25 protein-coding genes are annotated in these 26778 nt (G+C 51.2%); 12 read left to right on the forward strand and 13 right to left on the reverse strand.

Going from position 1 to position 26778, the window contains the following annotated elements; translation table 11 throughout:
• Positions 1 to 97: 97 nt before the first annotated feature.
• Positions 98 to 979 (reverse strand): dienelactone hydrolase family protein, encoded by an 882-nt coding sequence (locus DFR42_RS24475; RefSeq protein ID WP_110257735.1) that lies wholly within the window; start codon positions 977 to 979, stop codon positions 98 to 100.
• Positions 980 to 1099: 120 nt separating this feature from the next.
• On the reverse strand, positions 1100 to 1993 hold the full coding sequence (locus tag DFR42_RS24480) for a DMT family transporter (protein ID WP_110257687.1): 894 nt from the start codon (positions 1991 to 1993) through the stop codon (positions 1100 to 1102).
• Between the two features lie 192 nt (positions 1994 to 2185).
• On the opposite strand from DFR42_RS24480, the gene gcvA reads away from it, so the two are divergent.
• Positions 2186 to 3070 (forward strand): transcriptional regulator GcvA, encoded by an 885-nt coding sequence (gene gcvA / locus DFR42_RS24485; protein WP_110257688.1) that lies wholly within the window; start codon positions 2186 to 2188, stop codon positions 3068 to 3070.
• Between the two features lie 8 nt (positions 3071 to 3078).
• Here gcvA and DFR42_RS24490 read toward each other — a convergent pair whose 3' ends face one another.
• On the reverse strand, positions 3079 to 5115 hold the full coding sequence (locus tag DFR42_RS24490) for an ankyrin repeat domain-containing protein (protein ID WP_110257689.1): 2037 nt from the start codon (positions 5113 to 5115) through the stop codon (positions 3079 to 3081).
• Between the two features lie 175 nt (positions 5116 to 5290).
• Between DFR42_RS24490 and DFR42_RS24495 the strand changes: the two genes are divergently transcribed.
• The 5 genes from DFR42_RS24495 (at position 5291) to DFR42_RS24515 (ending at position 11324) form a co-directional block, all read left to right on the forward strand.
• A complete protein-coding gene (locus DFR42_RS24495) occupies positions 5291 to 6547 on the forward strand; it encodes a putative Na+/H+ antiporter (RefSeq protein ID WP_110257690.1) in 1257 nt (418 codons plus the stop codon).
• Between the two features lie 22 nt (positions 6548 to 6569).
• Positions 6570 to 7559, forward strand: a complete 990-nt coding sequence (locus DFR42_RS24500) for a DUF4424 family protein (RefSeq protein WP_110257691.1) — start codon at positions 6570 to 6572, stop codon at positions 7557 to 7559.
• A gap of 291 nt (positions 7560 to 7850) precedes the next feature.
• A complete protein-coding gene (locus DFR42_RS24505; protein WP_110257692.1) occupies positions 7851 to 8834 on the forward strand; it encodes a gamma-glutamyl-gamma-aminobutyrate hydrolase family protein in 984 nt (327 codons plus the stop codon).
• A gap of 148 nt (positions 8835 to 8982) precedes the next feature.
• On the forward strand, positions 8983 to 10179 hold the full coding sequence (locus DFR42_RS24510; RefSeq protein WP_110257693.1) for a cation:proton antiporter: 1197 nt from the start codon (positions 8983 to 8985) through the stop codon (positions 10177 to 10179).
• Positions 10179 to 11324: a YbdK family carboxylate-amine ligase gene (locus tag DFR42_RS24515; protein WP_110257694.1), complete on the forward strand. Its 1146-nt coding sequence runs from the start codon at positions 10179 to 10181 to the stop codon at positions 11322 to 11324. Before DFR42_RS24510 ends, DFR42_RS24515 begins: the two co-directional genes overlap by 1 nt.
• A 31-nt stretch (positions 11325 to 11355) precedes the next feature.
• On the opposite strand, the gene DFR42_RS24520 is transcribed toward DFR42_RS24515, so the two are convergent.
• Both DFR42_RS24520 and DFR42_RS24525 read right to left on the reverse strand, forming a co-directional pair.
• Positions 11356 to 12042, reverse strand: coding sequence for a tetratricopeptide repeat protein (locus DFR42_RS24520; RefSeq protein WP_170133665.1), 687 nt, complete (start codon positions 12040 to 12042; stop codon positions 11356 to 11358).
• A gap of 441 nt (positions 12043 to 12483) precedes the next feature.
• Positions 12484 to 13545: an SEL1-like repeat protein gene (locus tag DFR42_RS24525; protein ID WP_146218961.1), complete on the reverse strand. Its 1062-nt coding sequence runs from the start codon at positions 13543 to 13545 to the stop codon at positions 12484 to 12486.
• A gap of 259 nt (positions 13546 to 13804) precedes the next feature.
• Here DFR42_RS24525 and DFR42_RS24530 point away from each other — a divergent pair, with 259 nt between their 5' ends.
• From DFR42_RS24530 to DFR42_RS24540, 3 genes are all read left to right on the forward strand, one after another.
• On the forward strand, positions 13805 to 14365 hold the full coding sequence (locus DFR42_RS24530) for an HD domain-containing protein (RefSeq protein ID WP_110257697.1): 561 nt from the start codon (positions 13805 to 13807) through the stop codon (positions 14363 to 14365).
• A gap of 265 nt (positions 14366 to 14630) precedes the next feature.
• Entirely contained in the window at positions 14631 to 15173 is a 543-nt protein-coding gene (locus DFR42_RS24535; protein ID WP_110257736.1) for a cysteine hydrolase family protein, read from the forward strand.
• A gap of 180 nt (positions 15174 to 15353) precedes the next feature.
• Complete coding sequence (locus DFR42_RS24540; RefSeq protein WP_146218962.1) at positions 15354 to 15827, forward strand: hypothetical protein; 474 nt, start codon at positions 15354 to 15356, stop codon at positions 15825 to 15827.
• 74 nt (positions 15828 to 15901) lie between these two features.
• Here DFR42_RS24540 and creD read toward each other — a convergent pair whose 3' ends face one another.
• From creD to DFR42_RS24560, 4 genes are all read right to left on the reverse strand, one after another.
• Positions 15902 to 17329, reverse strand: a complete 1428-nt coding sequence (gene creD / locus DFR42_RS24545) for a cell envelope integrity protein CreD (protein ID WP_110257699.1) — start codon at positions 17327 to 17329, stop codon at positions 15902 to 15904.
• A gap of 189 nt (positions 17330 to 17518) precedes the next feature.
• On the reverse strand, positions 17519 to 18967 hold the full coding sequence (creC, locus tag DFR42_RS24550; RefSeq protein ID WP_110257700.1) for a two-component system sensor histidine kinase CreC: 1449 nt from the start codon (positions 18965 to 18967) through the stop codon (positions 17519 to 17521).
• Complete coding sequence (creB, locus tag DFR42_RS24555) at positions 18964 to 19686, reverse strand: two-component system response regulator CreB (protein ID WP_110257701.1); 723 nt, start codon at positions 19684 to 19686, stop codon at positions 18964 to 18966. The genes creC and creB overlap by 4 nt, the downstream gene beginning before the upstream one ends.
• Before the next feature lie 61 nt (positions 19687 to 19747).
• Positions 19748 to 20182, reverse strand: coding sequence for a cytidine deaminase (locus tag DFR42_RS24560; protein ID WP_425450903.1), 435 nt, complete (start codon positions 20180 to 20182; stop codon positions 19748 to 19750).
• 21 nt (positions 20183 to 20203) lie between these two features.
• Here DFR42_RS24560 and DFR42_RS24565 point away from each other — a divergent pair, with 21 nt between their 5' ends.
• Positions 20204 to 21673: a GGDEF domain-containing protein gene (locus DFR42_RS24565; RefSeq protein ID WP_170133666.1), complete on the forward strand. Its 1470-nt coding sequence runs from the start codon at positions 20204 to 20206 to the stop codon at positions 21671 to 21673.
• A 38-nt stretch (positions 21674 to 21711) separates the two neighbouring features.
• On the opposite strand, the gene DFR42_RS24570 is transcribed toward DFR42_RS24565, so the two are convergent.
• Positions 21712 to 22458: a helix-turn-helix domain-containing protein gene (locus tag DFR42_RS24570; RefSeq protein WP_110257704.1), complete on the reverse strand. Its 747-nt coding sequence runs from the start codon at positions 22456 to 22458 to the stop codon at positions 21712 to 21714.
• 345 nt (positions 22459 to 22803) lie between these two features.
• Here DFR42_RS24570 and DFR42_RS24575 point away from each other — a divergent pair, with 345 nt between their 5' ends.
• The gene (locus DFR42_RS24575; RefSeq protein WP_110257705.1) at positions 22804 to 23463 is read left to right on the forward strand and encodes a DUF5610 domain-containing protein; all 660 of its coding nucleotides are present in this window, start codon (positions 22804 to 22806) and stop codon (positions 23461 to 23463) included.
• A 110-nt stretch (positions 23464 to 23573) separates the two neighbouring features.
• Here the strand turns inward: DFR42_RS24575 and DFR42_RS24580 are convergent, their stop codons facing one another.
• Positions 23574 to 24548 (reverse strand): MBL fold metallo-hydrolase, encoded by a 975-nt coding sequence (locus DFR42_RS24580; protein ID WP_110257706.1) that lies wholly within the window; start codon positions 24546 to 24548, stop codon positions 23574 to 23576.
• 70 nt (positions 24549 to 24618) lie between these two features.
• Here DFR42_RS24580 and DFR42_RS24585 point away from each other — a divergent pair, with 70 nt between their 5' ends.
• Positions 24619 to 25524: a LysR family transcriptional regulator gene (locus tag DFR42_RS24585; RefSeq protein WP_110257707.1), complete on the forward strand. Its 906-nt coding sequence runs from the start codon at positions 24619 to 24621 to the stop codon at positions 25522 to 25524.
• Positions 25525 to 25671: 147 nt separating this feature from the next.
• On the opposite strand, the gene DFR42_RS29340 is transcribed toward DFR42_RS24585, so the two are convergent.
• Entirely contained in the window at positions 25672 to 25827 is a 156-nt protein-coding gene (locus DFR42_RS29340; protein WP_170133667.1) for a hypothetical protein, read from the reverse strand.
• A gap of 103 nt (positions 25828 to 25930) precedes the next feature.
• A complete protein-coding gene (locus DFR42_RS24590; RefSeq protein ID WP_110257708.1) occupies positions 25931 to 26773 on the reverse strand; it encodes an isopenicillin N synthase family dioxygenase in 843 nt (280 codons plus the stop codon).
• Positions 26774 to 26778 lie beyond the last annotated feature (5 nt).

The following is a 26778-nucleotide window of genomic DNA, read 5'->3' on the forward strand; positions in this document are numbered from 1 at the left end:
GGGTGAAACTGCAGGCCCGGCGTGTGCCGGGCCTGCGGAGATAATCAGAAGTGATGAATCAGATATGAGTCAGCGAATATTGATCAAAAGGTATGAATTAAACTACGCCGTTCGCCTTGAACCAGGCCAGGGCGCGGTTCCAGCCATCCTTGGCATCAGCTTCGTTATAGCTGGGGCGATAATCCGCATTAAAGGCATGACCAGAATTTTCGTAAACCTTGAATTCTGATTTGCTATTACCTTTCTTGAGTTCCACTTCCATTTTGAAGACAGACTCAACAGGGATACCCTGATCCTTGGCACCATACAAACCCAGCACTGGAGCTTTAAGATTGGATGCGATATCAATAGGGTGTTTGGGTGTCAGTGCCGATGCATCGCCCACCAGCTTGCCGTACCAGGCCACGCCCGCTTTGACATTCGGATTATGGGCAGAATACAGCCAGGTGATGCGGCCACCCCAGCAAAAGCCAGTGATGCCCAGGCGCTTGGTATCGCCACCATTGCCACCAGCCCAGGCCACGGCCGCATCCAGGTCGCCCATGACTTGTGCATCAGGCACCTTGGAAATAATTTCTTTAATCAGCTCGGCCACGCTGGCGGCATTCCTGGCATCACCCTGGCGTACAAACAGTTCAGGCGCAATCGCCAGATAGCCCTGCTTGGCAAAGCGTCGTGCAACGTCGGCAATATGTTCATGCACACCAAAAATCTCGGAGATCACCAAGATCACCGGCAAATTGCTCTTGCCTTCAGGCTTGGCAAAATACAGCGGCACTTCTGCGCCAGCCACTGTCAGCTTGGCGACACCATCCGTCAAACCGGCACGGTCAGTCTTGATCATGGTTTGCGCACATACCGGAGCAACCGCTGCGGCAAAGCCGACACCGACTGCAGTTTGTATAAAACTGCGACGGTTGACCGTCGTACTGTCTTCTGTACTACCAACCAGGCTATTAAAGTCTTCGCGATGCTGCATGGTGTTCTCCTGTAAGGTTTCTTTGAGGTTGTACTTGCTGATGTGAAACGCCGGATGAAACAGCAATGAATTGTACAACTTAATCAGGAGAGACATGCATGGCCAGCAGATTTCCTGTCCTTAAGCAACACGTGGCTTTTCTGGCCGCAGCACCAGCCACACCGCCAAACCTATCAGCGCACCGCCAGTGAGGTGGGCGAGAGTGATGTCTTCGTGCAGGAATAGTGCTCCCCACAATACGCCAAAGGGTGGGATCAGGAAAGTCACCGTCAGTGATTTGACCGGGCCTATGTCGGCGATGAGGCGGAAATACAGGATGTAAGCCAGCGCGGTGCATACCAGGCCCAGGGCTGCCAGTGTCAGCCATAAGTGACTGTCGCCCCAGGACGCAGGTGGCTGGGTGAATGCGCCATACGAAAAAAATGGCAGCAGCAAGGCGACAGCGCCAAGCTGGCTGCCAAAAGCGACAAGCTTACTATCTAAGCCACCTCTGGCGGATATCCATCTCTTGGTCAAAAAACTCGCCAGGCCATAGCAGGCTGTGGCCACCAAGCATTCTGTAGCGGCGATCAACAGCGCTGCATTGAACTGCACTGGCCCGGTCGAGGTCAGCACGGCAACACCGGCAATGCCTATCAATACGCCCAGCATTTTGTAGATGCCTGGCCGTTCTGCAAAAAACAGGGCACCGATGATGACGCCCATGAGTGGCGTCGTGGCATTCAAAATCGCAGAATATCCCGCAGGCAGTGCCTTGGCCGCCAGGCTGAACATGACAAAGGGGATGCCAGAATTGATGACGCCCAGCATCATGGCAGCGCCCAGTTTGTTGTTGAAATTCCAGCGTACCCGCATCAGCAGCAAAATCACGGCCAGGCCAGCCGCACCAAACAGGACGCGGAAAAAAGCGGTAGGCATGGCACCCAGCGTAGGCACGATCATGCGCATGAATAAAAAACTCGCTCCCCAAATTGCGGCAAGGCTGATGAGCCGCAGAGTGTCTGTGGTTTTCATATTGTTCCTGTTGTTCCCGTTGTTTCTGTCATTGATTTGTGAAGCAAGCTGTGAATAAGTGTTTTTTTGGTCTACACTTGATTAAGTTATTCTTTCCCTTTCCTGGCGACAGGGACGTATTGATTAAATCATTAAATCAGTAGTAATAACAATTCATCATTTATCGACTTTGATTAGAAAAACTAAATCGTCATGAATCGCTTGCCACCATTGAAAGCCTTGCAATATTTTGAATGCACCAGTCGTCATTTGAGTGTCAAAAATGCAGCGCATGAATTGAATGTGACGCCAGCCGCGGTCAGCCAGCAAATCAGCAAGCTGGCTGATCTCTTGCAGATACCCTTGTTTAAAAAAGACCAGCGCGGCATTGCCCTGACTGTGGAAGGCGAGCATTATTTCATGGGCATACGCACGGCTTTCAGGCAGATGGAAGAAGCGACCAGGCGTCTGCAAGAGCAACGCGCTTTACCCAAGATCACTGTCAGTTGTACGCCGGGCTTTGCCATGCAATGGCTGATGCCGCAACTGCCGCAGTTCAATCAATTGCATCCTGAGATGGATATCCGTATCAGCACCACCAACCGCCTGGCCGACTTTGCGCGTGATGATGTTGATTTCGCCGTCAGGCATGGGCTGGGAAATTATCCTGGCCTGACATCAGAAATATTGATAGACGACCCACTGCAGCCGGTATGTAGCCCGCGCTTGCTGAAAAATCGCAAACAACTCAAGTCCGTCGATGAACTGAGTGACTATCCCTTGCTGCATGACGAGCATCAGCAAGACTGGCGCTTGTGGCTGGAGGCGACTGAAGCGCACAATGTGCGCTGGAATAGCGGCCCCGTCTTTGCCGACTCCAATGGTGCACTGGATGCCGCCAAACGTGGCCACGGCATTGCCCTCGCCAGAAAAACCCTGGTCAGGGAAGAGTTAAAAAATCATGAATTGATCATGCCCTTCAAGACCAGCATCAAGACGGGTATTGCTTATTTTTTGGTATACCCGTCCGAGGTCTTGTTAAGAGAAGAGGCGCGCCAGTTCAAGGAGTGGTTGTGTCAGGCAGTGAAATTGAAATGAGGGATAATCTACTGAAGCTTGGCACAAATCTCGCGGCCAATTTCCGGCGCGCCATTCTTGCTTAACCAGGCCGCCGCTGCATCGGCCTTGAGGCAATTGGCCCAGGCCAGTATCGATATACCCTTGTTATCAAGAGCATGCAAATTGAGTTTGAATGTGGAGGCTGCCATCATCTCCAGCATATCGATCTGATTCTTGATGATTGCCTGCCAAAAACTTAATGAACCATCCTTGTTGACGTTGTTTGGATTGGCACCAAATTCAAGTAAGGTTTTTACCAGATCAGCACGCCCGGATTTGATCACCATATCCAGTGGATAGACCAGAAGACAATTTGGACACCTTGAGGCAGTATTCACATTATTGTATTTGCTGAGCATGGCGCGTATCAGGTCTTCACGATGTGGCTCATATCCTTCAAAGCGCAAATACAAAGGCAGTAGTTCGCCTGAAGTCTTGTATTTACCGTCATCGTACACATGGTTTTTGTCCAGCCGCAGGCCGTGTTCTATCAATTGCATGGTCGTTACGGGACGCATGTGTGCATAGACACCGATGTTCTCTGGCTTGTTCTGCTCAAACAGATGGTTGATATCTGCACCTGCGCTGACCAAAAAATCCACTTCTTGCCAGGCAATTTTCTTTTCATAATCGCGGGTGGCAAGTATGCGGCTGAGAACGGCTTCAGCTTCAATCTGGGGCAAGAGGGTGTTGGTTTTGGCGGTAGCATGCTGCGTCAGCGCTGCTGCCAGCAAGCTGGGGTAGGCAGGTGTATTCCAGGCACGCGATAAAACTTCTCTACCCAGCGGATTTGCACCACGTTTCAATAACTGCTGTATTGCATCTGCGTTTTTTGTGCTTACTGCATTGCGCATCAACTCCCTGTCATTGGCTGCATCTGCCCCTGCCTGTGAGAACAGAAAATCCAGGACAGGTGCTGGTACTGTACCCAGGTCAGGATGGAAGTGTAGTAACTCCATAGCCACTGGTGACATGGTGTAAGGCCTGTTCTCGGGATTCTCTTGAGACTTGGCCAGGAAACCTTTTTCATTGAATTTTTTTAAGACACGCAGGGCTTGCTCTGCTGGCATAAAGCGCGTCAGTTTCAATAATTCAGTATTGGTATAGCTGTTTTCATGCGATGCAGGTACAGTCAGATGTGGGAAGACAGCCTGATCGAATAAGTCATAAAACTCTTTTTGTAAAGCCACGACTGTGTTCCAGTCATGATTGCCCTTGAGCAGTGCTATCCCGGCATTGAGCCATTGCGCCTCACCATTTTCATCGCGTGGTATCTGGCCTGCCTGCAGCAGTTCAAGGAAATTTTCCAGTATGGCAGTTCTTGTCTTTTCATCTTTTGCCGACATGCCAGGAAATCTCAGCATTTCTGCATGCAGCCACTGGCCACAGATGAATTCCAGTTGCTGTTGCGGTGAACGTTTCCTAAACCAGTCTTTGGTACTGGCCCGCAAATTATTAAAAGCAGCCTGCTCCATGTCTGGCAGTCTCTTGCCCGGGCATATTGCCGCAGCATCAGGTATTTCTTTGCCCTCTGGTCTTTTCTTCAAAGGCTCAGGTGCGGCGGGAGATATGCCTTTGGCAGCAACCGGATACAAGTCTATCGCTTCCAGCATGAAGCCTTGCATGATGTAGTAGACATAGCCTGTCGTCGCTTCTTTGGCCATATAAGATTTTTGAGTGGCCGTACTGACTTGCAAGGCAGTTCCCACCGGCAGTTTCATCAGCACACCACTGTCCACCCATATCGCACATGAAGTCTTGAGCAGGCTTTCATCTTTCAGCAACTGCGCCAGTTTGTCCGGGCTGACGACGCCGCTTTTTTTGACATTGGCATCCCACTGCTGTTTTTCAGTTTGCATGCGGTAAGTGAGTTCACCACCTGCTTTTTCTATCCTGATGATGGCAGGGCCATTTTTTTCACTGGCAAAGTCACCCAGCAAGGCGTCTGCGCATGCAGCATGGGTGTTTTTGGAAAACAGTCCGGCCAGAATGGCGAGAAAAAACGGTAGTCGAAATCTATGCATAAGTAGGTGGGGGCAGGGTGTGGTTGCATCCGTGAGACAGCTTCATCTCAGGCGACAAGAGAAGAAAGGGGGAAAGCAATATCGGCCATCTTACACCGCTTTATATCGAAATCCCGCATAAGCTCACATAAGCTCGTGTAAGATATGTATCCATATTCGAGGAAAGAAAACAGTGATGAATTTAATGGACACGCTAGGTGCAGTCATCTTTGGTCTGGCCTTGTTGCATACTTTTAGTGCCAAGTTTTTTGAAGTGCTGGCGCATAAAAATGCGGCACATGCTGGCCTGTTTCATTTGCTGGGAGAAGTCGAGGTAGTGTTTGGTTTCTGGGCCTTTGTACTGATCGTTGTCATGGCCCTGGTATCTGGCGGTGATGCAGCGGTAAGCTATGCCGAGTCGCGCCAATATACCGAACCCCTGTTTGTCTTTGTCGTCATGGTAGTCGCTGCCTCGCGCCCTGTGCTGGAGCTTGTTGCAAGCGTTCTTAAGGGCCTGGCGCGCTTTACTCCTGTGCCTGATACCATTGCCATGGTCTGGTTTGGTCTGGCCGTGGTGCCCTTGCTGGGATCTCTCATCACCGAGCCTGCCGCCATGACACTGGCGGCCCTGATGCTGGCGCCAAAAATTTTTCGCCAGGGCATGCCAGAGTGGCTGAAGTATGCAGCTCTGGGTGTATTGTTTGTCAACGTGTCCATCGGCGGTACGCTGACTTCCTTTGCAGCACCACCTGTATTGATGGTCGCTGCTGCCTGGCAATGGGATAGCGCCTTCATGCTGGCGACCTTTGGCTGGAAGGCGACTGTCGCAGTATTGTTCAATGCCACTATCGTTACGCTGTTATTGCGCAAGCATATCGCTACAGGAACAGCAGATGCGCCGGATGAAGCCAAACCAGCCGAACCAGTACCGCTCATCGTCAGCCTGATCCATCTGGCCTTTCTGGCGGGTGTGGTCCTGTTCGCCCATCATCCAGTATTTTTTCTTGGCCTCTTCCTGTTTTTCATGGGTTATACCCAGGCCTATGAGCGCCACCAAAGCCCATTGATCTTGAAAGAAGGCTTGCTGGTTGGTTTCTTTCTGGCTGGCCTGGTTGTATTGGGTGGCATGCAGCAATGGTGGTTGCAACCCATCGTCGCCAGCCTGGCACCGCATACCCTGTTTTTTGCAGCCCTGGGCCTGACAGCCATTACCGACAATGCTGCGCTGACTTATCTTGGTTCACTGATCGCCGGTTTGAGTGAGCAAGCCAAATACCTGCTGGTAGCAGGCGCAGTGGCCGGTGGCGGTTTGACCGTGATCGCCAATGCCCCCAACCCCGCTGGCGTGGCCCTGTTGAAGCGAGGTTTCAATGATGAATCGATAGGTGCACTAGGCTTGCTGTTGGGCGCTTTGCCGCCGACGGCAGTGGCGGCTTTGATGTTCTTGCTATAAATTTGAACTGTATAAAAATGATATGAAAAAAATCTGGCTATTCTCCTTGTTAGCACTCGCCTCATTTCAGGCAATTGCCAATGATGGCATAGGCTCACTGGCTGTAGGTGGCGTCGTGTTCAGGAAAACTGACGACATCGCCATGAAGAAGGAGGTACTCAATATCAGCTGGAAGAAAATATCGGTTGACTATGAATTCCTTAATGAATCAAATGCCGATATAACGGAAACCATATTTTTCCCCTTGCCAGATTATGAGCAGGACCAAGCTCCGCGCCATTCCGGGCAGCCGAATGGTTTTTCCATCCGTGTTGACGGTAAGCCAGTGAGCTATAAAACCATCGTACAGGCATTCGCATCAGGAAACGGTAAAGAAGACATTACTGCCGAGCTCAGGAAGATAGGCTTGAGCGATGAGCAAATCGCTTTCTACCCGTTCTACAGCCCATTCAGGGTCAAGGTTAAGCCGCTGACTAAGAAGCAAATGGCGCTACTGGAAAAGCAAGCTTATTTAAAGGATTTCGGTACGCCTGTGCCAGGCTGGACAGTGCGCATCGCTTACCAATGGCAACAACATTTCCCGGCAGGGAAAAGCATACATGTACACCATGAATATGCCCCTTTTCGTTCTGGCGGCCCCTCAGAATCGGGTTCCATGGATAAGCAGGTCAAGCCTTTTTGTGCAGATAAAACTTATCTTGATTCCTGGCACAAACTGCATGCCACTGACAAGGACAATGTACGTGTCACCAATACCGTGGTTGATTACATCCTCAAGACTGGTAATACCTGGAAAAATGGCATAGAAGACTTTACCCTGAACCTGAACAAGGAAGATCCGCAGGAATTGATTACCCTGTGCTTTCCAGGTGATTTCAAACGCATCTCACCTACAAAACTGCAGCTACGCCTGCTTAATTTTAAACCGGCTGCAGACTTGTCCATCTTCTTTGGGAATATCGATCCGGGTGCCATGACGCCAGATGATGGCCAGGCACCGCGCCTCAAATAGCAACAACTGGCGGCAAGCCGGGGCGAGGCCAGTATAAAAGTAGATGTTTGCTGACAATCTGCTAATATGTTAAGGACCGCGCTCTATGCCTTGCACCTGAGGAATTTCTTGATATAAATTATTTGCAGCCTTCACTGGCTGGTTTTGCACCAAGAAGTTCTGTTCGTCAGACCACATTGATAGCAGCAAGAACAAGATAAACTGCCTGCATGAGAGGGCGAAGATAAAGTCTGTGGATGTACAGAATTTGTAAGTACTTGATGTTCCTTTTTTCAGCAATGGATAAACACCATGACTGACGACAAAACCAGGCCAGCATCTGAAGACAGCCACATTGCGCAAGCTTTGCCGCCAGTGCATGAGCCTGAAAAGACTGCTTCCACAGTTCCTCCCTTGCAAGCCAAATACCAGTTGGAAGAGTCAGCCTGGCGCAGTTTTTTACGCATAGTAAGCGCACGCTTGCGCGCCAGTTCCATACGCACGGCAAAAAGTATTACCCACCGCACTTTGCGCATAGGTGTATCCGCCAGAATATTTCACCCCCAGGCTGGTGCCAAAGGCTTGTCCAGCAAGACTTTGCAATATCTCGAAGAGTCGATAGCGCAATGGGTCATGGCGCGCGATGTGATGGTCTTCATGATCCCCTCTGTCAATACCAATGGCTTGATCAGGCCCAGCAATATACGCTTGCGCGATTATGCCAGCCATCTCGATGGTCTGGTCTTGCAGGGCGGGGCTGACGTAGCACCGGAGACTTATTCGCAGCAATCTACCCGCCCTGAATGGAGTGGTGACCGCACCCGCGACATGTATGAACTTGAACTCTTGCATGAGTTCATCGAGGCCGACAAACCCTTGCTGGGCATATGCCGTGGCTGCCAGTTATTGAACGTGGCATTCGGCGGCAGCCTGCATCAGGATATCGTCACTGAAGTGCCCGGTGCCATTGCCCATGTCAATGATCTGTATGACCAGCATGGCCATGATTTGCAGTTCACACCGCAATCTTCTCTGGCCAAGCTGTTTCCTGCAGATGTCGTTGCCAGGGTCAATTCCATCCATCATCAATCCATCAAGAACCTGGGGAGAGATATAAAAGTAGAGGCCCTATCACCGGTAGATAACATCGTTGAAGCGATACGCTATCAAAAAGCAAAATTCGTGGTTGGCCTGCAATGGCATCCTGAGTTTCATTTGACAGGGCAGAGCGATCTGCTTGATTGCACGCCTATATTAGATAGTTTTTTGCGCGCCGCCAGAGAAACCCGACTTTAGAGGCCGTTGCGAAATTAACCTGGCGTTGTTGCACCGCCTTGCCGTACTAAAGTACTGTCTGCGTCGGTGCGCCTAGCCGGGGGCGCCTAGCCATGTTAGTTTCGCAACAACCTCTACAAGAAACAAGCAGAAGCATAGAGGAGGCAGCATGACTGAGTTTTCCATGAATATCAGCCAGATGGCCTGGCCCTGTGTGGTTGCGGCGGCCTGGTTGCTGGGTGATATAGTCAATCGCAGTTTGCATCTGCCGCGCATCAGTGTGTATGCACTGACTGGCTTTGCGTTGGTGAATCTTTTCCCAACCTATTTATCGCCGCTGGATAACCATAGCCTGGTGCTGCTGGCGAATATCGCATTTGGTCTCATGCTGTTTGAATTTGCCTATCGCATCAATGTGCGCTGGCTCAGCCTCAATCCCTGGATTGCCATCACCGGACTGGTGGAAGCGGGGGCCACGTTTGCCACCGTGTATTGCGTGGCGCTCTGGTATGGCAGTACGCAACTGATGTCACTGCTGCTGGCCGCGCTGGCCATGTCATCTTCGCCCGCTGCGGTCATACGCGTGATTAATGAACAGCGCAGCTCAGGCCAGGTCAGCGAACGCATCCTGCATTTGACTGCCATCAACACCGTGCTGGCCGTGTTTGTCTTCAAGCTCATCCTGGTCTACTGGACCATGCAAACACCGGGCGATTTCCTGAAAGCCTCTGCCCAGAGCTTGCACGTCATGCTGGTGGCTTGTGCCTCTGTGCTGGCAGGCACGGTATTTGGCATCTTGCTGCCCACCATACTGCGCTGGCGTGGCAAGCAGGCACAGGATGCGACCTTGGGTTTTGCCTTTGCGGTAATCCTGCTGGTGGCGTTGAGTCATGCCAGCAGCCTGTCGCCAGTGTTGGCGACCCTGAGCTTTGGCCTGGTTGCCAGGCACAGACGCATCAGCCTGGGCCGCACGCAAAGAAACTTTGGCGTCCTCGGTGAATTGCTGGCGGTGGTGCTGTTCGTCTTTGCGGCGTCCACCCTGGCCTGGACGCAGGTGCTGGCAGGCGTGATGCTGGGTAGCCTGTTGCTGGTCATGCGGTTGGGTAGCAAGATCGTCGTCACTACCTTGCTGGCCCCGGCCAGCGGCATTTCCATGCGCAAGGGCTTGCTCAGTGGCCTGGGGCTGGCACCGGTTTCTGTTTTTCTCATCCTTAATCTTGAGCAGACCAACAGCCTGGGTATCGCCACCACCAATGAATGGTATGCTCTGGTTGCCATGACCCTGATACTGGAAATTGCAGGCCCCATCCTGACCCAGCTGGCCTTGTATCTCGCCAAAGAAACCCCTGAAGAACAGGAGCAATGATGCCACTTGAAGACTTCAACAAGTCAGATGCGCTCTCGGTTGGGGTAGAGCTTGAATTGCAACTCGTCAACCTGTCTGACTTTGACCTGACTGCTGCCAGCCCTGATCTTTTGCACTTGCTGGCCAAGCGCCCATTCCCTGGCAATGTGACGCCAGAAATTACCCAGAGCATGATAGAAATTTGCACCGATGTGCAAACCACGCATGCGGGCATCTTGCAGCAATTGCTGGCAATACGCGACACCCTGGTACATGCTGCCGACGTGCTCAACATCGGCATCTGTGGTGGTGGCACTCACCCTTTCCAGAAATGGACAGACCGCAAGATATTTTCCAAACCACGCTTTGAACAAGTGTCTGCCCTGTATGGCTACCTGGCCAAGCAATTCACCATCTTTGGCCAGCATGTACATATAGGCTGCACTTCCGGTGATGATGCCCTGTTCCTGCTGCATGCGCTGAACCGCTATGTGCCACATTTCATTGCCCTGTCTGCTTCTTCACCCTATGTACAAGGCGGTGATACGCTGTTTAATTCTGCCCGCCTTAATTCTGTGTATGCTTTCCCCCTGTCCGGGCGTGCACCTTATTTGCTGAGCTGGGATGAGTTTGCCCATGGCTATTTCAGCAAAATGGAAAAAACCGGTGTCGTCAAAAGCATGAAAGATTTTTACTGGGACATACGCCCCAAGCCAGAATATGGCACCATAGAATTACGCGTCTGCGATACCCCGCTAAGCGTGGAAAGAGCAGCAGCACTGGCCGCCTATCTCCAAGCCCTGTGTGCCTACCTGTTGGAAAGGCGCGAACCACCGCCAGAAGAAGACGATTACCTCGTCTATAACTACAACCGCTTTCAGGCTTGCCGCTTTGGTTTTGATGGCGTGACCGTGCACCCCAAAACCTATGCCAACACCGTCTTGCGTGAAGATATACTGGCCAGCCTGAACAGACTAAAACCCCACGCAGCAAGCCTGGGGGCAGAAGCTGCCCTGACGCATTTGAGTGAAGTGGCACGCACCGGCAATGACGCACAATACCTGCGCCAGCAATACCAGGAAAGCGGCAGCCCGGAAGGTATGGTGCATTCCGCCATCCACATGTTCCGAGACCGGCGGCGTCGTACCAGGTGGGTGGCGATGTGAGTGGGCTGCATTGTTTATTCGCTCTAAAAAACTAACACAGGAATATCCCCATTTTTCCGGCGATGCAGGCATATGACCATGAAGCCTCTTCGTCCTTATTGATACTGTCCGAACCAAAACGATATAGCATCGCCAGATTGGCTGCTGCAATACCGTCTCCTGCTTCCAGTGCTTTGTTCAGATAGTGGCGCGCCATATTGTCATCGGCTTCGACACCTCTGCCGGTTTGGTAAAGCGTACCCAGGCCTGTCATGGCAGCAGGTATGCCATCCAGGGCAAGAGACTGCAGGATATCCAGCGCTGCTGCGTAATTTTTCCTGATGACCGCATATCCGGCTTCACGCAAATCGGTTTGGCATGGATGATCTGTCATGCAGGACATGACAGCGGCGCCATCAAAATGCAGCGAGTTCAGCTTTCCGTCCAGAGCATAGTAACAAGATGTGCGGATGTGTCCCATAGAAAACCGTAGCGGTGAGACGCATTCGATAGGGCTATTCCAGCATTCTTCATGCGTAATGCCAGTATCCTTTCTATTTTCATCTATGGGAATATAGGCACTATGACCGCAACGCAGACATGTAGGGGCCGTATTACGCTGCAGTCGCCACTGATAATGCAAAGCAAAGCTGGTATCTTCCAGTTCGAGCAGGCTGTCATAGATATCATGATTTCTTGCTTTTTTTTGGGGCAGACGTCGCAAGGCTGATGCTTTCATGTACTGGTCAATATCAGGTAAGCGCTCTATAAACGTGGCCGTATTGCAGTGCAAACACCAGCATGGCGACGTTAATAGAGGAATACTGTCCACCTCACAATAATGACGAATCCCGGTAACATCATTCAGGGGATTATTAATGTCGGAAAACGCAGTCAGATTACTGGAATGATTGCTGTAGTAACCGTAACAATCAGGCACATCAAAATTAAACTGCTTGTCGCATCCGGTGCATTTAAGAATACTACCAAGATAGTTGAGCATAGACGTATTCTCCATTGATATTACGGTTCTATTTGCGTCTTAGTGCTAATTCGCTTTGCCCATTTAGTGCAGCAATTGGGCAAAAAAATGGACACAAGGCTGTTTGGTGCGAGTAATATTTAACGAGTACATATCCCGATTTTCATAAATCACGTCCGCGATATCGCCCTATATTATTTATCTGCGCTGTGAAAAATCCACCCCCATTTCTTTTGCCAGATGCAGATAATGCGCACTTGATTTTTCGTCCGCTGGCATGCCGGGTAGGCCGGTTTTTAAGAAATTTCCCAAATTGTAAGCAGCGATACCGTCACCAAGAGAGATGGCGCGCTTCAAGTAATCAAGTGCAAGACTACCGTCTATGTCCATGCTGTAGCCAGTCGCTTGAATAATGCCAGCCATGCCCAATACCTGTGCATGATTTGTATCCAGTAATTCTTTTATGCAATTGATTGCGGCGTGCCCTTGTTCCCTGACCAGAGCATATGCCGCGTTTCGCAGTGCTTCCTGATTGGCAGGCATGTTGTATACATCGATGAATACCCGGTTTGAAACCCATTTCTGTATTTTAAATTCCAGGTCGACTCTGGCCAGGTACCCTTCTGTGTCGTAAGAAGCGTAGGTAATTGGTGCTATTGAACCTCCCATTATTATTCGTACGAATTCGAGAGGGCTACCCCAGCATTGTTCGTGTTCCAATTTTATGCTTGGGTCCAATCGTACGTAATTGTCCGTTCCGCAAGTGAGGCATTTGCAAGCGGTACGTCTGCGAAAGCGCAAGTTATACAATCGCTGGAATTCCAGGTCTGATAAATCCAGTAAACGGTCTGTGATACCTTTACTGGCTTCCCCATCCCAGCATTTGCGCAATCCGGCTGCAATGTCGAACTTCCGCAAATCAGGCAGGTATTCTGCCCAGCTTGGTTTATTACATTCAAAACACCAGCATTCTTCTTTAAGTACGCTTGGATGCAAAATGTCCAATGCCGCAAAGTAAGTCTCGAATTCTGCTATTGGAATATGATCGAGTGCAGACTTGTCTCCGCCAGGCATCCGACAGGTAGCATTGAGTTCATAGCAAAGAAAATTTTCTGGAAAATAAAAGCATTCAGAACACCCCGTGCATTTCAGATACATGGCAAGCCTCATGTCTGGAAAGGTCGGCCATTCTAATGAGCCGCTCTCAGTTTGCCTAGCCCATTTCCTGATTAAATTTGCAGCAAGCTGCAGCTTTGCCACAAGAGGATGTTTTTATGCCAGATATTGTTATTTTGAAATTTTTTAGCCATTAGAACGTAGTAAAATACGTCTGACAGCACGGAGCAAAGCCGGGCTGATTTAACCCCGCCAGCCCGTTCTGCGGCTTATCTGTTGAGCCTTATGTCAGCATGACATTCTGGTTTTTGACAAGTGTTCTCCCAATTTTTAAAAATCAGTAGTTCAGCCAGATCGCAGTAAGAAGACTGGCAAAAAGAAGCTGGACTGTGAAAGGGATAAAATGAATCCATGGACCCCCGATATCTATGAAAAAGCCTGGTCGTTTTCATCGCGCCAGCATAGTGGGCAAACCTATGGCGGCAAGGTGGAAGGTGAGCGGATTGAATACATCAACCATATCGCCAGCGTCGCCATGGAAGTGATCTGGGCCTTGCAAACCAATACCACGGCTGATGGGGCGCTGGCGGTGCAATGTGCACTCTTGCATGACACCATAGAAGATACCAGTGCCAGTTACGATTTGTTGAAGCAGGAATTTGGCCTGGCCGTGGCCGATGGGGTGCAAGCTCTTTCCAAGAATACTGCACTGCCGACCAAGGCAGAGCAAATGCGCGACAGCCTGGACCGCATACGGCAACAACCTGCTGAAATCTGGATGGTCAAGATGGCTGACCGCATCACCAACCTGTATCACCCGCCGCATTACTGGGATAATGAAAAAATTCTGGCTTATCGCGATGAAGCACAGCTCATCCATGATGAATTGCTGACTGCCGATGTTGGCCTGGCGCAGCGCTTGCAGGCAAAGATCAATGCCTATCCGCAGTTTCTGAAAAAATAAATGCCCCGTACTTGACTATTGCTTTTGCAATAACTACACTCTCCCGCATGATATTTCAATTGACCACCACGACCAGCCTCACCACCACGATTACCGTGGCTGCCGCGACTACCACGGGTAGCAGCGGGGTTGGCTGGCATATGCTTGATTGAGACATCACTGGTAGTGAGAAAACTACCTGATACAGCAAACCCCGCCAGCGATGAGCGGGGTTTTTTCTTGCCGGTACGCTGGCAATCTGACGATGAAAAAAGGAGTTATGAAGATGGAGCAACAATCATATAACAAGCCTGCTGTACTGGTCATTGATATGCAGGTGGGTCTGTTCCAGGGTGGGCGCACAATCCATGCCGCTGAACAGCTGTTGGAGAACGTCAACCTTGTGCTGACCAGGGCGCATGCTGCCGGTGTACCGGTATTTGCCGTGCGCCACACAGGTCCGCAAGGCTCACCGATAGAAGCAGGCAGTGCCAACTGGCAAATCATGCCCACACTGAAAATTGATATGGAGAGGGATACCGTATTTGAAAAAACCAGACCCAGCTGCTTTGAAGGCACGGACTTACTGGCACAATTGCAGGCGAAAGGCATACAGGAACTGATCATCACCGGCCTGAAAACCCAGTACTGCGTCGATGCCAATTGCCGCGCCGCCAGTGAGCTGGGCTTCAAGGTCATCCTGGTAGAAGATGCACATAGTTGTAATGATACAGAGTTGCTGCCTGCCGATACCATCATCGCGCATCACAATATGACTTTGCATGGCTTGTTTGCCAGCCTGATCAAGACTGAGGATTTGCGTTTCTAGTCCTGTCAGTCAGACTGGCGGGTGAATGTCCTGGCCAGCTTATCTTCTTTCATGGTGATTAAAAATTGCAAAAATTTTAATTGCGACTAGAATAAAATGACCTGGCCGGTTCATCAAGCCGCCAGGTCCATAACAAAATACATGGCACCGCATTTTTACATCCTGAACACGGGGGCAAGAATGAAATTACTGCGTTTTTATGTTGAAGTGGGGGGAGAAGAATTTGATGCCGACAGGTTTGCCCTGGCGGCAGATGAAAAAGAACTCGATGGTGCGGTATCCCGCATCAGCAATAACAGCAAGACACTCAAACGCTGGGGTGAGGATGCGCAGGTGACGATCAATCTGGCAGGTGCTGAACCGCCAGTCAATCAGGTCGGCAGCAGGCAATGGTGTACTGGCGTATTTGAATATGCGGCAGAAGAGCAGGCGGGGGCAAATTTGCCTGCCTGGCTGGCAGAAGAAGCGCAATTGCTGGACTTTATTGAGCAGGTCAAAAGCAAATTGCCTGCCGTGGCGAGTTTTTGCGTTGGTGAATACTTCATTTTGCTCAGACTGGTCTATGCCACGTCTGGCGCTGGCCTGCATTATTCAGAAACCCTGATGCGCCAGCTGGCAGAATGGAATGCCGGGCTGACCATAGACCATGCATAAAAAAACAGAAGCTTGCACATGCTGTCTGCAAATGTGCAAGCTTCTGTAGCCATCAAATCAAATTGCCTGGTTCATTATGCGTGATCGTAAGCGCTGTCTGTGGCAGGTTTGCCGAGGTTATACCAATCCACCTTGCGGGTTGCCAGCATGATGCCCGATAGGACCGCAAACAGCAGCAGGCTGCCCATCATCATGGCATTGTTTTCTGAATTCAATAAGCCAAACAGGATGCCGTACAAGACGGTTAGCGCGCAGCCAAATCCAAAACCACGCTTCCAGTCACGCAACACATTCGCCAGATAAATACCTATCAATAAAATACAGGCGGCACTGGCAGTCAGGTAAGCCAGCACAAAACTGATTTTTTCCGAGAGACTGACCAGTAACAAGAAGAAAATCACCAGCGCCAGACCCACCAGGGTGTATTGCACAGGGTGGATAGGCAGTTGCTTCAAGACCTCGAACAAAAAGAAGGCAGCAAAGGTCAGTGCCACGAACATCAAGCCATATTTGACGGCGCGGTCAGCCTGGGAATAGATGTTGACGGGTTCGATGTAAGAGACACTGAAGATATCGATAGGCGATGCCGATGAAGCGGGGCTGCCATCGTCATTCAGGTTTGTACCACTTGCTACTTTAACTGCGTTTCCGGCATTTTCGAGTCGCGTCATTTGTTGCTGAGCATTGCTGGACAGTGAAGAGATATTCCAGTTGGCACTGACACTCTTATCTGTATTAATCCTGCCTTTGGGTGATGGCAAGAAGCGGCCACCGTATTGCACATGCGGCCAGTTTGATGCCAGTGTCACCTGGTTATTTTTTGCCAGGGGCGCAAAGCTCAGTTTTTCTATGCCATCCACATCCAAATCTATCTTGAATTTAACTTGCTTTGCGCTAGCCAGGTTGACACCATCCAGCTTCGCATGGATACCGCGCTGAAAAGAACTGAGTTTGCTGCCTTGCTTGAACTCTATACTTTGCTCATCCCATTTGAGTTTAGGGAAGTTTTGCAAACCACGGGTATCACTGAGCCCCATGGAAATATAGGGTGTTTCCGTCATGGTGATGATGGCCTTGGGATTGTCCTTCTGCACCATGCCAGACAATTCTGGCAACATGAAGTCACCTGTTATTTTATGGTGCCCGGTATACACCAGCACTTTATGGATGCCGCGATATCGCTGGTCAGTATCGATATTACCTATGACCTGCATTTCGTTCGGGTAGATGTAGTGCTTTTTATTGGCAGACAACTGACGGCGCACGGTTTTATTGAGCGTTGCATCAAAACTCTCATCTTCCCAGGATTCGGTATAAGGCACGACCAGCACAGGGCCAACGATGACCTGCTCACTGACAGAGTCCGCTGTAATACTGCGCACTGCCTCATCACGGTAACGCATACGCTCCCAGATCGTGGCTTGTATCATGCCTAGGGGCACGTACAGCAAAATGGCCAGCAGGCCGACGATGGCGATTTTGAATAACAGACTTCTTTGCATGACAGGCTCCGGTAATGGTGTAGCTTGTAATGTAAAAAAGTAATGTGCGGGGATGATGTGGTTTGTGTGAAGTGGGGTGGTGTTTTTTTAAGCCGCCATTCCACTGCGCAGCTTGCAAGCTGCTTAGAGATTGATGGCGCAAAGCATGCTTTGCGAATTCCCATCAATCTCCCCTTGAAGGGGAAGGAGTCACACCATTAAACAAAACCTTGCCACCACACCACCGTCCACCTGATTGCTGACACTGATACTCCCCCCATGCAACAGCGCCACTTCGCGCACAAACGGCAAACCCAGGCCCGTGCTTTTGGCGGCATCAGGTCGCGGCAAAGAGTAGAAACGGTCAAAGATTTTATCCAGAGCGTAGCCGGGTATACCCGGCCCCTGATCGCTGATGCTGATGTGTACAGACGCGGCGTTGTCGGCGTTGTGGGGGCTGATGTGCAGACGGGCTTGCATATGGATGCTGCTGCCTGCCGGGGAGAAGGCTATCGCATTGTCCAGCAAATTACCGAGGGCCTGGCGCAGTAATAATTCATCGCCGCTGATGCTGGTTATGGCGGTGTCCACATCTTGCTTCAATTGCAGGGACTTTGCCAGCAACCTGGGATTGGCATCTTCGGCAATCAGGGCCAGCAGGCGCGGGATGTTGACCAGTTGCACGTGGGCCAGGCTTTGCTGCTTTTCCAGTTTGACGAGCGCCAGCAGCTTGTCGATGAGTTGTCGCTGGCGTGAATTTTGTTCGAGGATATTGTTGAGGAAATGCTGTCTGTCAGCAGCGGGCATGTCTTCGCGCATGAGTTCGGCAGAGCCTTGTATAGAGGCGATGGGGCTTTTTAATTCATGCGCCATGGTGTGCATGAGTTGTTCTGCATATTGCTTGCCTTCGAGCTTGTCGCGCATGGCTTCAAGGGCGCGACCGAGGCTGCCGATTTCATTATTGCCCAGTTCTGGCAGGCTGGCCTTCTCGCCATTTTCTACACTGGCAGCATAAGTTTGCAGCTTGCGCAAAGTGCGGTTGAGCCACCATGAAAATCCCAGACCTATCAGGAGTGAACCCAGCCACAGCCAGGCACTGCGTTGCAGTATCTTGCGCTGGCTGCGCTGTATAAACGGGTTGATGGTGGAGATGGGTTTGGCTACCGTCAATGAGCCGATGATATTGCCATGGTCCATGATGGGCGCAGCCACATGCATGACGCTGCTGCCTTCATCTGCCACCTTGCTGCGGGTACTGCGTGCGCCGTATTTGCCTTGCAGGGTGCGGTTGACATCATTCCATTGCGAAAAATCTTTGCCCAGGTCCTTGCCATCGCTATCGAAGATGACGATGCCTTTTTTATCGGTGATGTAGATGCGGTAATCCAGGCTGGTTTTGCGTATGCCGCTGATGTTGGCATCGATGCTGCGTTGCGCATAGTTTTGCAGGCGCTTCATCAAGTCACTGTCGGTGACTTTGCCTGCAGCCACATCGTCAGCCACCAGGGTGGCCAGCATTTGCGCGGTGTCGATGAGAGTGTCTTCCAGCGTCGCGCGCACGCCGGGTTTGATTTCTTCAACCACTACATTCAAAATCAGCCAGGCACTGAGGCCCAGTATCAAGAAATAACCCAGCAGTATGCGCAGGCCTATCTTCATGCAGGCGACCAGCTATAGCCCATGCCGCGGTGGGTGATGATGCCTTCGTCCGTGGCTTCGGCATCATCTGCCGCGCCGGTGCTGTTGAGACGTGCCTGGCGCAGTTTGGCACGCAGGCATTTGACGTGGGCATCGACGGTGCGGTCCAGCGTATCGGGCGCGTTGGTCCAGACGATTTCCATGAGCTGTGCGCGTGAAAACAAATGGCCGGGGCTTTCCATTAGCGTCTTTAGCAGCAGGTATTCATAGCGTGTCAGGTTCAATGTCTGGCCGTAAGCGATGATGCGTGCTTCTTGCGGTTTCAGCTCAAAACGGGGCGTGGCAGTATCTGCCGCCATTTGCACCTTGCCTTGCTGACGCCGCAAAATCGCGCGTATGCGGGCCACCACTTCGCGTGGTGAAAAGGGTTTGCTGACATAGTCGTCAGCACCAATTTCGAGGCCAACGATGCGGTCTATCTCATCATTGCGTGCGGTTAAAAACAGCACGGGTGTATCCGAGAACTGGCGCAACTGGCGGCAGACATCAAAGCCGCTGATGTCGGGCAAGCCTATGTCGAGCACAATCAGCGCAGGAGGTGTGGTGGTCGTGCGCAATAACTCCAGCGCTTGCTGGCCCAGGCTCAGGTGTTGCGGGATAAAGCCGTCAGTCTTCAGGGCGTAGGCCAGGGTGTCGGCAATGCTGACTTCATCTTCGATGATCAGTATGGATTTGCTCATGCAGGAGATGATAGAGATATGAATAATCCCGCACAATTGATTTGTGCGGGACCTTGGAAGATTATTCCGGCTTCAGGTAAAACGCATCCGGCAACTGGTCACCTGCTGTGGTGGTCTTGAGATCACCTTTGAGGTTGGTCAGCAGCACCGGCAGTTCTGGCCCGCCCAGCTCGATGATGACCTGGCGGCAAGCGCCGCAAGGGGCGATAGGGCCTTCGGTATCACCAGTGACGGCGATGGCGGCAAAATCACCAGGGCGATAGCCAGCAGCAATGGCAGAAAACAGGGCAGTGCGTTCTGCACAATTGCACAAACCATAAGAGGCATTTTCTACATTGCAGCCGTGGAAAGTCTTGCCATCCTTGGTCAAAACGGCAGCACCGACCTTGAATTTGGAGTAGGGCGCATAAGCGGATTCACGGGCTGTATTGGCAGCTTGCAATAGTTCACTTTTGTTAAACATGTTCGTCTTTCGTTGGTATAGGCGACATTGTATTATCAAACCATGTCTAATATGGTGAATAAGCTTAAATCCTCCGCTTCCAGCCTTGGCGGGCAGGATGGGCAATCACACCCGGCTTTCAAGAAAAAATTACAGGACCTGGCCTGGGCCCTGTTTGGCATGGGTCTCTACTATCTGGCGGCACGCACAGGCATGCAGTTATTTGCCCTCAAGCCCAGCAATATCACGCTCTTGTGGCTGGCGTCCGGCATAGGCATGGTGATGTGCATGCGGCATGGTTTGCTGGCCCTGCCTCTGGTCGTATTTGCCAGTTTTTGTGCCAATTACCCCGGCATGGCCGAGGCGCACCGTAGTTCCCCGATTTTATATACCCTGATTTCTGCCTCGGCAGATGGCATGGCTGGCCTGGTAGCGATGCTGATGATGCGTCTGTCCCTGCCTGCAGGCCTGAAACAGGCCCAGGATTTGTTGCATTTCGGCATCAAGGTATGTCTGATACCGACCATGCTCAGCAGCCTTATCATCAGCCTCAATCTGGCGGTGGGTGGTTATATACGCTGGGATGAAGCGGGCAATTTCTTTCGCATGCTGGTGCTGGCAGACAGCCTGGGCATCTTGCTGATTTATCCACTCTACCAGGCATGGCGTGATGACCATCAGTTGCATCAGGTGGAAGTGCAAAGGCTGGTACTGACTGGCCTGGGGATAGGGATATTGCTGTACCTTGCATTTCGTGGCCACCCTGGCTTTATCTATTTCATCCTGCCAGTGCTCTTGCTGCTGGCTTTTTATGTCAACCTCAACCTGGTGACCCTGATTGTGGCTGTCAGCATGGTGGCCATCATTGCCATGACGGGCCAGCAACTCGGGCCTTTCCAGAGCGGCAATCTGGTGGAGGCAAACTTCATGCTGGTGTGCTTTGTCTGCACGACCACTTTCACCATCCTGGCTGTGGCCTTGCATAACCGCCAATTGCTGAGCATAGAAGCGGCCCGCCAGGAATGGCAACAAGCTGCCGAGGTAGATGCCCTGACTGGCCTCATCAACCGCGCGGCCTTCCTGCCCATGCTGGCAGATGAGCATCAGCGTGCCAAACGCCTCAAGCGGCCATATGCCCTGGCCTTGCTAGATATTGACCACTTTAAACGGGTCAACGACGTATATGGCCATCAGGTCGGTGACGAAGTACTCGCTCACTTTGCCAGCCTGATGCAGGCAAACATACGCGGTATAGACAAGGCGGCCCGCCTGGGCGGTGATGAATTTGCCATCCTGTTTCCTGAGTCCACCGCCTCCGACGCGATTGCCGCCATGGAGCGATTGCGCCAGCGCCTGGAAGCCCAGTGCATCATCTCAGGCGCAGCGCAAGTGTTTGTCACCAGCAGCATAGGTATTACTGAATACCAGGGGGGCGATGTCACCCCCGACATGCTGCGCACACGGGCAGACCAATTACTGTATGCCGCCAAACATGCGGGCAGGAACCAGGTCATGTTTGATGCCGTGACGGATGAAGCGGCTTGAGGTGACACAGCTTTATGTGACGCGCTTATGTGACATATTCAGGCCAGATGCAGTTTGCGCAAGCGCCATTCAATGACAAAGCCCAGCAAGCCACAAGCCAGCAACATCGCACCCAGGAATTCCAGATAGCGGTTGCTGCTGACGGCACTTACTCTGGCACGGGTATCGTTAAGTACGAAATTGCGATACCCCTTATCTGTCTTGCGAGTAAATGCATTGCCGAGGTCCCTGTCAGTTTCCATGATTTCTGGACGTATGCGCTTGCTTTCAAACTCATAGACTTCTTTGTTCATTTGGGTCAGGTCAAGTATGCCAGCGGCCAACTTCATCTGGCTAAGCTGGCGGTAGTTTTGAAAGACATTCTCAGGCTCGCCATCCAGAATCACGCCGCTTGACACATACGAATACACATAATTACTAAAAAAGATTTCACGTTTGGCCGCAAAAATAGCGCTGATGCCCAGCAGACATATCAGGGCAGAGACAAATAAATAAGTCTTGATGATACTGATACGTGATTGCCGTGACTGGCTGAGGTAAGTGGCCACTTCAGGGATGAGCTTTAATTCACTTTGCAATAAAGACTTGTCCAGATCAGCCAGGAACTCGGCACTTGAGATACTGAGTTTCTGCAAAATGCTTTGAAACATTTCGGCGGACGGCAGGCATTTATCATTTTCCAGTTTGGATAAATAAGATTGCTCTATTTGCAATACTTCTGCCATTTGTGGCTGCGTCCAATTTTTCCCGGTCCGTATCTGTTTTAACTTGTCACCAAAATTCATTGCTTTTCTCCATTTGTCATATTGTTAATTTATGATATTAATGTTGATGAGGTCCGGCCGGTCTCAGGTGTGTCAACACGTCTTATTCTTGAGTATTCATGCAAGAATAGAAAGATGAATATCCCGGACTTTACTGGAATATGTGCATCAGGCAGCTTGATTGACTGCATTTTTGACATGAATTGCCAAAGCTGGGTGCAGATTTGTAGCAGGATGGTGCGGGTAGTCTGGAGCAGCTAATGCGTAAAAAATAAGCAGATATTTGTTTTTGCTATTGAAGTTTCTTCATTTATGCCCGATAACATAGGTATGGAATAAATTTTCATATTACCCTGGAGTAATATTATGAGCTTAGGCATTTCGACACAAGACATCTACGTGCGCACTTATCAGACTGCGCAAACCAAAGTCCCCAAGGCTGGAGATAAAACCACTGAGGAGGCCGATATCAAGGCTGCGCCAGATGAAAGCGCAAAGGTAAATCTGGATAGCTCGGTCACCGCCAGCAAGGAAAGCACGGTTGTCTATAATGACCCACGCTTGAATAAAACCGCTAAGCCTGACTTGCAAGCCTTGCTGGAAGAATCTGACCGTAAGGCCCAGGAAATTATCAATCTGATCAAACCTCTGGTTGAACAACAAGGTCTGGATATTTCCAAAGTTGTCAGTGGTCAACAAAAAATCAATGCCAGCCCTGAAGCCATCAAGGCAGCCCAGGCAGCAGTAGCCGAGGGTGGTGAGTTCAGTGTACAAAAAACTGCTGAACGCATACTCAGTTTTGCCAAGGCAGCCATTGGTGATGACCCAGCCAAGCTGGAAAAAATTACTGCTGCAGTTGAACAGGGTTTTAAAGAAGCGGCAGATATTCTGGGTGGCAGCTTGCCTGATATCAGCAAGCAAACCCTGGAAGCCATACGTACAGAATTTGCACGCTGGAAATCTGATGGCATACCATCGGGCGATACTGTGACTCTGGCGAAAGCATCGACACCGAAAGCTGCTTAATGAACATGGCTTAAGCAACGCAGCTTAAAGAAAGAATCTTGAATCAAGTCTGGCCAGGGTGCGCATGACGCACCCTGGCTTTACCACCAATATGTCTGAATGGTGGGCACTTACTTCCCGCCCAAATCCTTATACGCCGCAGGTACATTCAAGCCCGGGTGCACCCAGCCAAACAAGGCATAACCCGCATAATCTGGCATGGATACCTGCTTCACGGTTTGCTCCAGATTCAAACCCTGCGTGATCGCTGCCTGCACCTGGCTGCGTACAGTTTCCAGGTAAGCAATCTGCCATTTCAAGTCTTCCTTGCCTATGGCGACGCCATGGCCAGGCACGATGCGGGCATCTGCTGGCAGGAAGGCATCAACACGGCGCAGGGTTTCTAGCGTGGCAACCAGGTGGCCGTCCAGCAACCAGGGCAATGCGGGTTTGCCAGCGATGACAGGGTTGCCACTCCACATGACCTTGCTTTGCGGTTCCCACACCCACAAGTCGCCGCCAGTCTGGGCAAAGCCAAAGTCCATGATCTCGACCACTTTGCCACCCAGGTCCAGCTTCAGGCTGCCACCTGGCGCGACCAGTACATCACCAGTGCGCGCCTTGATTTCTTCTATGCCGCGGCCAGTGCCAAAGTTCTTGATCATGAAGGCCTTGTCATCATCCAGATGAGCATGGATGTAAGTGCTGGTCTGTGCATGCTGGATGATCTTCGTGCTGGCGGGCATATACATATTGCCGTAGGCATGATCACCGTGTGAACTGGTGTTGACCGCGTACAGTATGGACTTCTTGCCCAGCTTCTGGCTTAGTGCCATCACTTGCGAATTCAAACGCTTGTTGAGCATGGTTTCTATCAGCAAGGCACCCTTGCTGCCGACGATCAGGCCGCCACTGGTGGCTGCGGCACCGCCCTTGGCATTGAGTTCTTTGGCGTTATTGGCATAGTAGGCATACACACCATCTCCCAGTTTTTCGCTGACCATCTCGACCTTGTTGCCATCCCAGATAGGTTCTGCGGCTTGTGATGCTTGTGTCACTGTGGCAAACAGCAAACCTGTCATGACTGCTAAAGCTGTACGTTTCATGTTGTTCTCCTCTGTAGTAGTTGATGCATGCAGTGTAGTCACTACATTTATGCAATACAATTAGCTATCAATGACAAAATTATTTGCGAAAATGCAAAGCGTAGAAAACCTCAATGATTTGCGGCTGGTTGCCTGGATAGCCGAGACTGGTTCGCTGGCAGGTGCTGCGCGGCGCCTGGGCTTGAATCATGCAACCGTATTCCGTCGCCTGAACCAGCTGGAGTCAGACACCGGCGTGCGCCTGTTTGAACGCATTGCAGGCCGCTACCATGCGACAGCAGCAGGTGAAGAACTCATGCGTGCGGGGGCAGAGCTGGACGCGATTGCCACCAGTGCCATGCTGCGTGTGGCAGGTGCAGACTTGCGACCCAGCGGCCTGGTACGCATCTCCACCACCGACAGCCTGGCTTTAACATTGCTGCCACCGATACTGGCCTTGTGCCGCCAGCGTTATCCGCAAATCAGGCTGACGCTGGAGGTCGATAACAAGTCGGCCAATCTGTCCAAACGCGATGCTGATATTGCCGTGCGCCCGACAATCACGCCGCCAGACTATCTGATAGGCAAGCACATCGCCCCGCTGGAATTTTGCATTTATGCGGCCTCGTCTTATCTTGCCCTGCATGCAGATTTGCCGCTGCATCAGCATGAATGGATAGCACTCGATGACGCCCATAGCGGCCACCGCAGCCTGCGCTGGCTGGGGAATATCCTGCCGCTGGACGAAGTCGGTTACCGCAGCAGCAGCTTTGGCCTGGTCCAGCAAGCCTGCCTGCAGGGCATGGGCATGGCGATCTTGCCTTGCATACTGGGTGATAGTTCAGATGCCTTGCAGCGGGTAGGTGAACCCATACCCGAATGTGCGGCGGCACTGTGGTTGCTGATCCATCCTGATTTACGTGAGACTACCCGTGTCAAGGCGGTGTTCCAGCTTTTGCATGAAGAGCTGGCGACGGCTATGTTGCGGTTTGCTTGATTGATCAGAAGGTGGTGCCGCGCGCATCGCTTGCTGCTCAATTTATGTGAATGGTAAATTCTCTGTAGGAGCGGCTTTAGCCGCGAATGATTACCCTGATTATTGGTAAAGGCCCATGCGAACACCTGTTCGCGGCTGAAGCCGCTCCTACAAGAAGCAATCTGGTGGTGTTGATTGAATATGGGTGAAGCAAGGGTTATGGCTTAACGACCATGGATGCCAGATCAAGTCTGGCATGACGATATTGAGGACTGCTTGCTGGTGATGGATATTGCCTTGTATTGCATTACGCAGCGCGTCCATGCATATCAAGGGACATGGCACAACATGCAAAAAAGCCCGCAGCAGTTTCCTGTTGCGGGCTTTTCACTTGCAGATGGTCTTGTAAAACCAGGCTACAAAAACCTTACTTCTTCACACCCAGTTCACGCAAACGTTCTTGCAGATAACTGCCGGAAGTATGACGCTCTGACAGTACGACGTCAGGGCGCGGGTGCAGGAACAGTGGCAGCGAGATGCGGGACTTTTTCGCCTCTTCACCGGTAGGGTTCAGTACACGGTGTATCGTCGATGGATAATAGCCTGCGGAGGCTTCATCCAGCATGTCGCCGATGTTCACGATCAGCATGCCAAAGTCGCAGGGCACGTCATGCCATGCATCGTCCTTGCCTTGCACTTGCAAACCAGCCTGGGTTGCTGCAGGCAGCAAGGTCAGCAGGTTGATGTCGCCATGGGCAGCGGCGCGCACTGCGTCTGGCTCTTCATCGCCACGCAGCGGTGGATAATGCAAAACGCGCAGCAGGGTCAGGTCGCTATCGGTGATCATGTCTGACAAAGGCATGGAATACTTGGCCTTGACCTCAGCAGGAGAATGATCTTCTACCCATTGCAACAACTCTGCCGCCAGCTTGGCGCCATCGTCATAATACTTGCGTGCAGCATCCGATACTTCAGCTGGATAACGGCCGGTAGGGTAGATATGATAAAACTCTTTCAGGTCACGCTTGGTCTGGCCCTTGGCTGTCTCGGAAATTTTTGGTGAAAAATAACCATCCATTTTCTCGGCATCAAAGTCATACTTGTTTTTCGCATCGGTCTGGAAAAACTCATACCATTCTTTATAAATGGTTTCCAGCGTGCTTTGCGACAAAGGATGATTAGTCAGTACACCAAAGCCAGTGCGGTGCAGGCTTTCAGTAAACTTTTGCGCAGCATCAGGTGCGCGATAATCAACTGGTTCGATAAACATGATGA

The sequence above is a fragment of the Undibacterium pigrum genome (genome assembly GCF_003201815.1).
Classification (GTDB): Bacteria; Pseudomonadota; Gammaproteobacteria; order Burkholderiales; family Burkholderiaceae_D; genus Undibacterium; species Undibacterium pigrum.

Coding starts and splice junctions, on each gene's coding strand:
- DFR42_RS24590 (WP_110257708.1), bottom strand. CDS start 26,773: ATGTTTATCGAACCAGTTGATTATCGCGCACCTGATGCTGCGCAAAAG.
- DFR42_RS24530 (WP_110257697.1), top strand. CDS start 13,805: ATGAATCCATGGACCCCCGATATCTATGAAAAAGCCTGGTCGTTTTCA.
- DFR42_RS24540 (WP_146218962.1), top strand. CDS start 15,354: ATGAAATTACTGCGTTTTTATGTTGAAGTGGGGGGAGAAGAATTTGAT.
- gcvA (WP_110257688.1), top strand. CDS start 2,186: ATGAATCGCTTGCCACCATTGAAAGCCTTGCAATATTTTGAATGCACC.
- DFR42_RS29340 (WP_170133667.1), bottom strand. CDS start 25,827: ATGGACGCGCTGCGTAATGCAATACAAGGCAATATCCATCACCAGCAA.
- creC (WP_110257700.1), bottom strand. CDS start 18,967: ATGAAGATAGGCCTGCGCATACTGCTGGGTTATTTCTTGATACTGGGC.
- DFR42_RS24580 (WP_110257706.1), bottom strand. CDS start 24,548: ATGAAACGTACAGCTTTAGCAGTCATGACAGGTTTGCTGTTTGCCACA.
- DFR42_RS24515 (WP_110257694.1), top strand. CDS start 10,179: ATGCCACTTGAAGACTTCAACAAGTCAGATGCGCTCTCGGTTGGGGTA.
- creD (WP_110257699.1), bottom strand. CDS start 17,329: ATGCAAAGAAGTCTGTTATTCAAAATCGCCATCGTCGGCCTGCTGGCC.
- DFR42_RS24585 (WP_110257707.1), top strand. CDS start 24,619: ATGACAAAATTATTTGCGAAAATGCAAAGCGTAGAAAACCTCAATGAT.
- DFR42_RS24475 (WP_110257735.1), bottom strand. CDS start 979: ATGCAGCATCGCGAAGACTTTAATAGCCTGGTTGGTAGTACAGAAGAC.
- DFR42_RS24510 (WP_110257693.1), top strand. CDS start 8,983: ATGACTGAGTTTTCCATGAATATCAGCCAGATGGCCTGGCCCTGTGTG.
- DFR42_RS24495 (WP_110257690.1), top strand. CDS start 5,291: ATGAATTTAATGGACACGCTAGGTGCAGTCATCTTTGGTCTGGCCTTG.
- creB (WP_110257701.1), bottom strand. CDS start 19,686: ATGAGCAAATCCATACTGATCATCGAAGATGAAGTCAGCATTGCCGAC.
- DFR42_RS24570 (WP_110257704.1), bottom strand. CDS start 22,458: ATGAATTTTGGTGACAAGTTAAAACAGATACGGACCGGGAAAAATTGG.
- DFR42_RS24575 (WP_110257705.1), top strand. CDS start 22,804: ATGAGCTTAGGCATTTCGACACAAGACATCTACGTGCGCACTTATCAG.
- DFR42_RS24505 (WP_110257692.1), top strand. CDS start 7,851: ATGACTGACGACAAAACCAGGCCAGCATCTGAAGACAGCCACATTGCG.
- DFR42_RS24480 (WP_110257687.1), bottom strand. CDS start 1,993: ATGAAAACCACAGACACTCTGCGGCTCATCAGCCTTGCCGCAATTTGG.
- DFR42_RS24535 (WP_110257736.1), top strand. CDS start 14,631: ATGGAGCAACAATCATATAACAAGCCTGCTGTACTGGTCATTGATATG.
- DFR42_RS24520 (WP_170133665.1), bottom strand. CDS start 12,042: ATGAAAGCATCAGCCTTGCGACGTCTGCCCCAAAAAAAAGCAAGAAAT.
- DFR42_RS24490 (WP_110257689.1), bottom strand. CDS start 5,115: ATGCATAGATTTCGACTACCGTTTTTTCTCGCCATTCTGGCCGGACTG.
- DFR42_RS24500 (WP_110257691.1), top strand. CDS start 6,570: ATGAAAAAAATCTGGCTATTCTCCTTGTTAGCACTCGCCTCATTTCAG.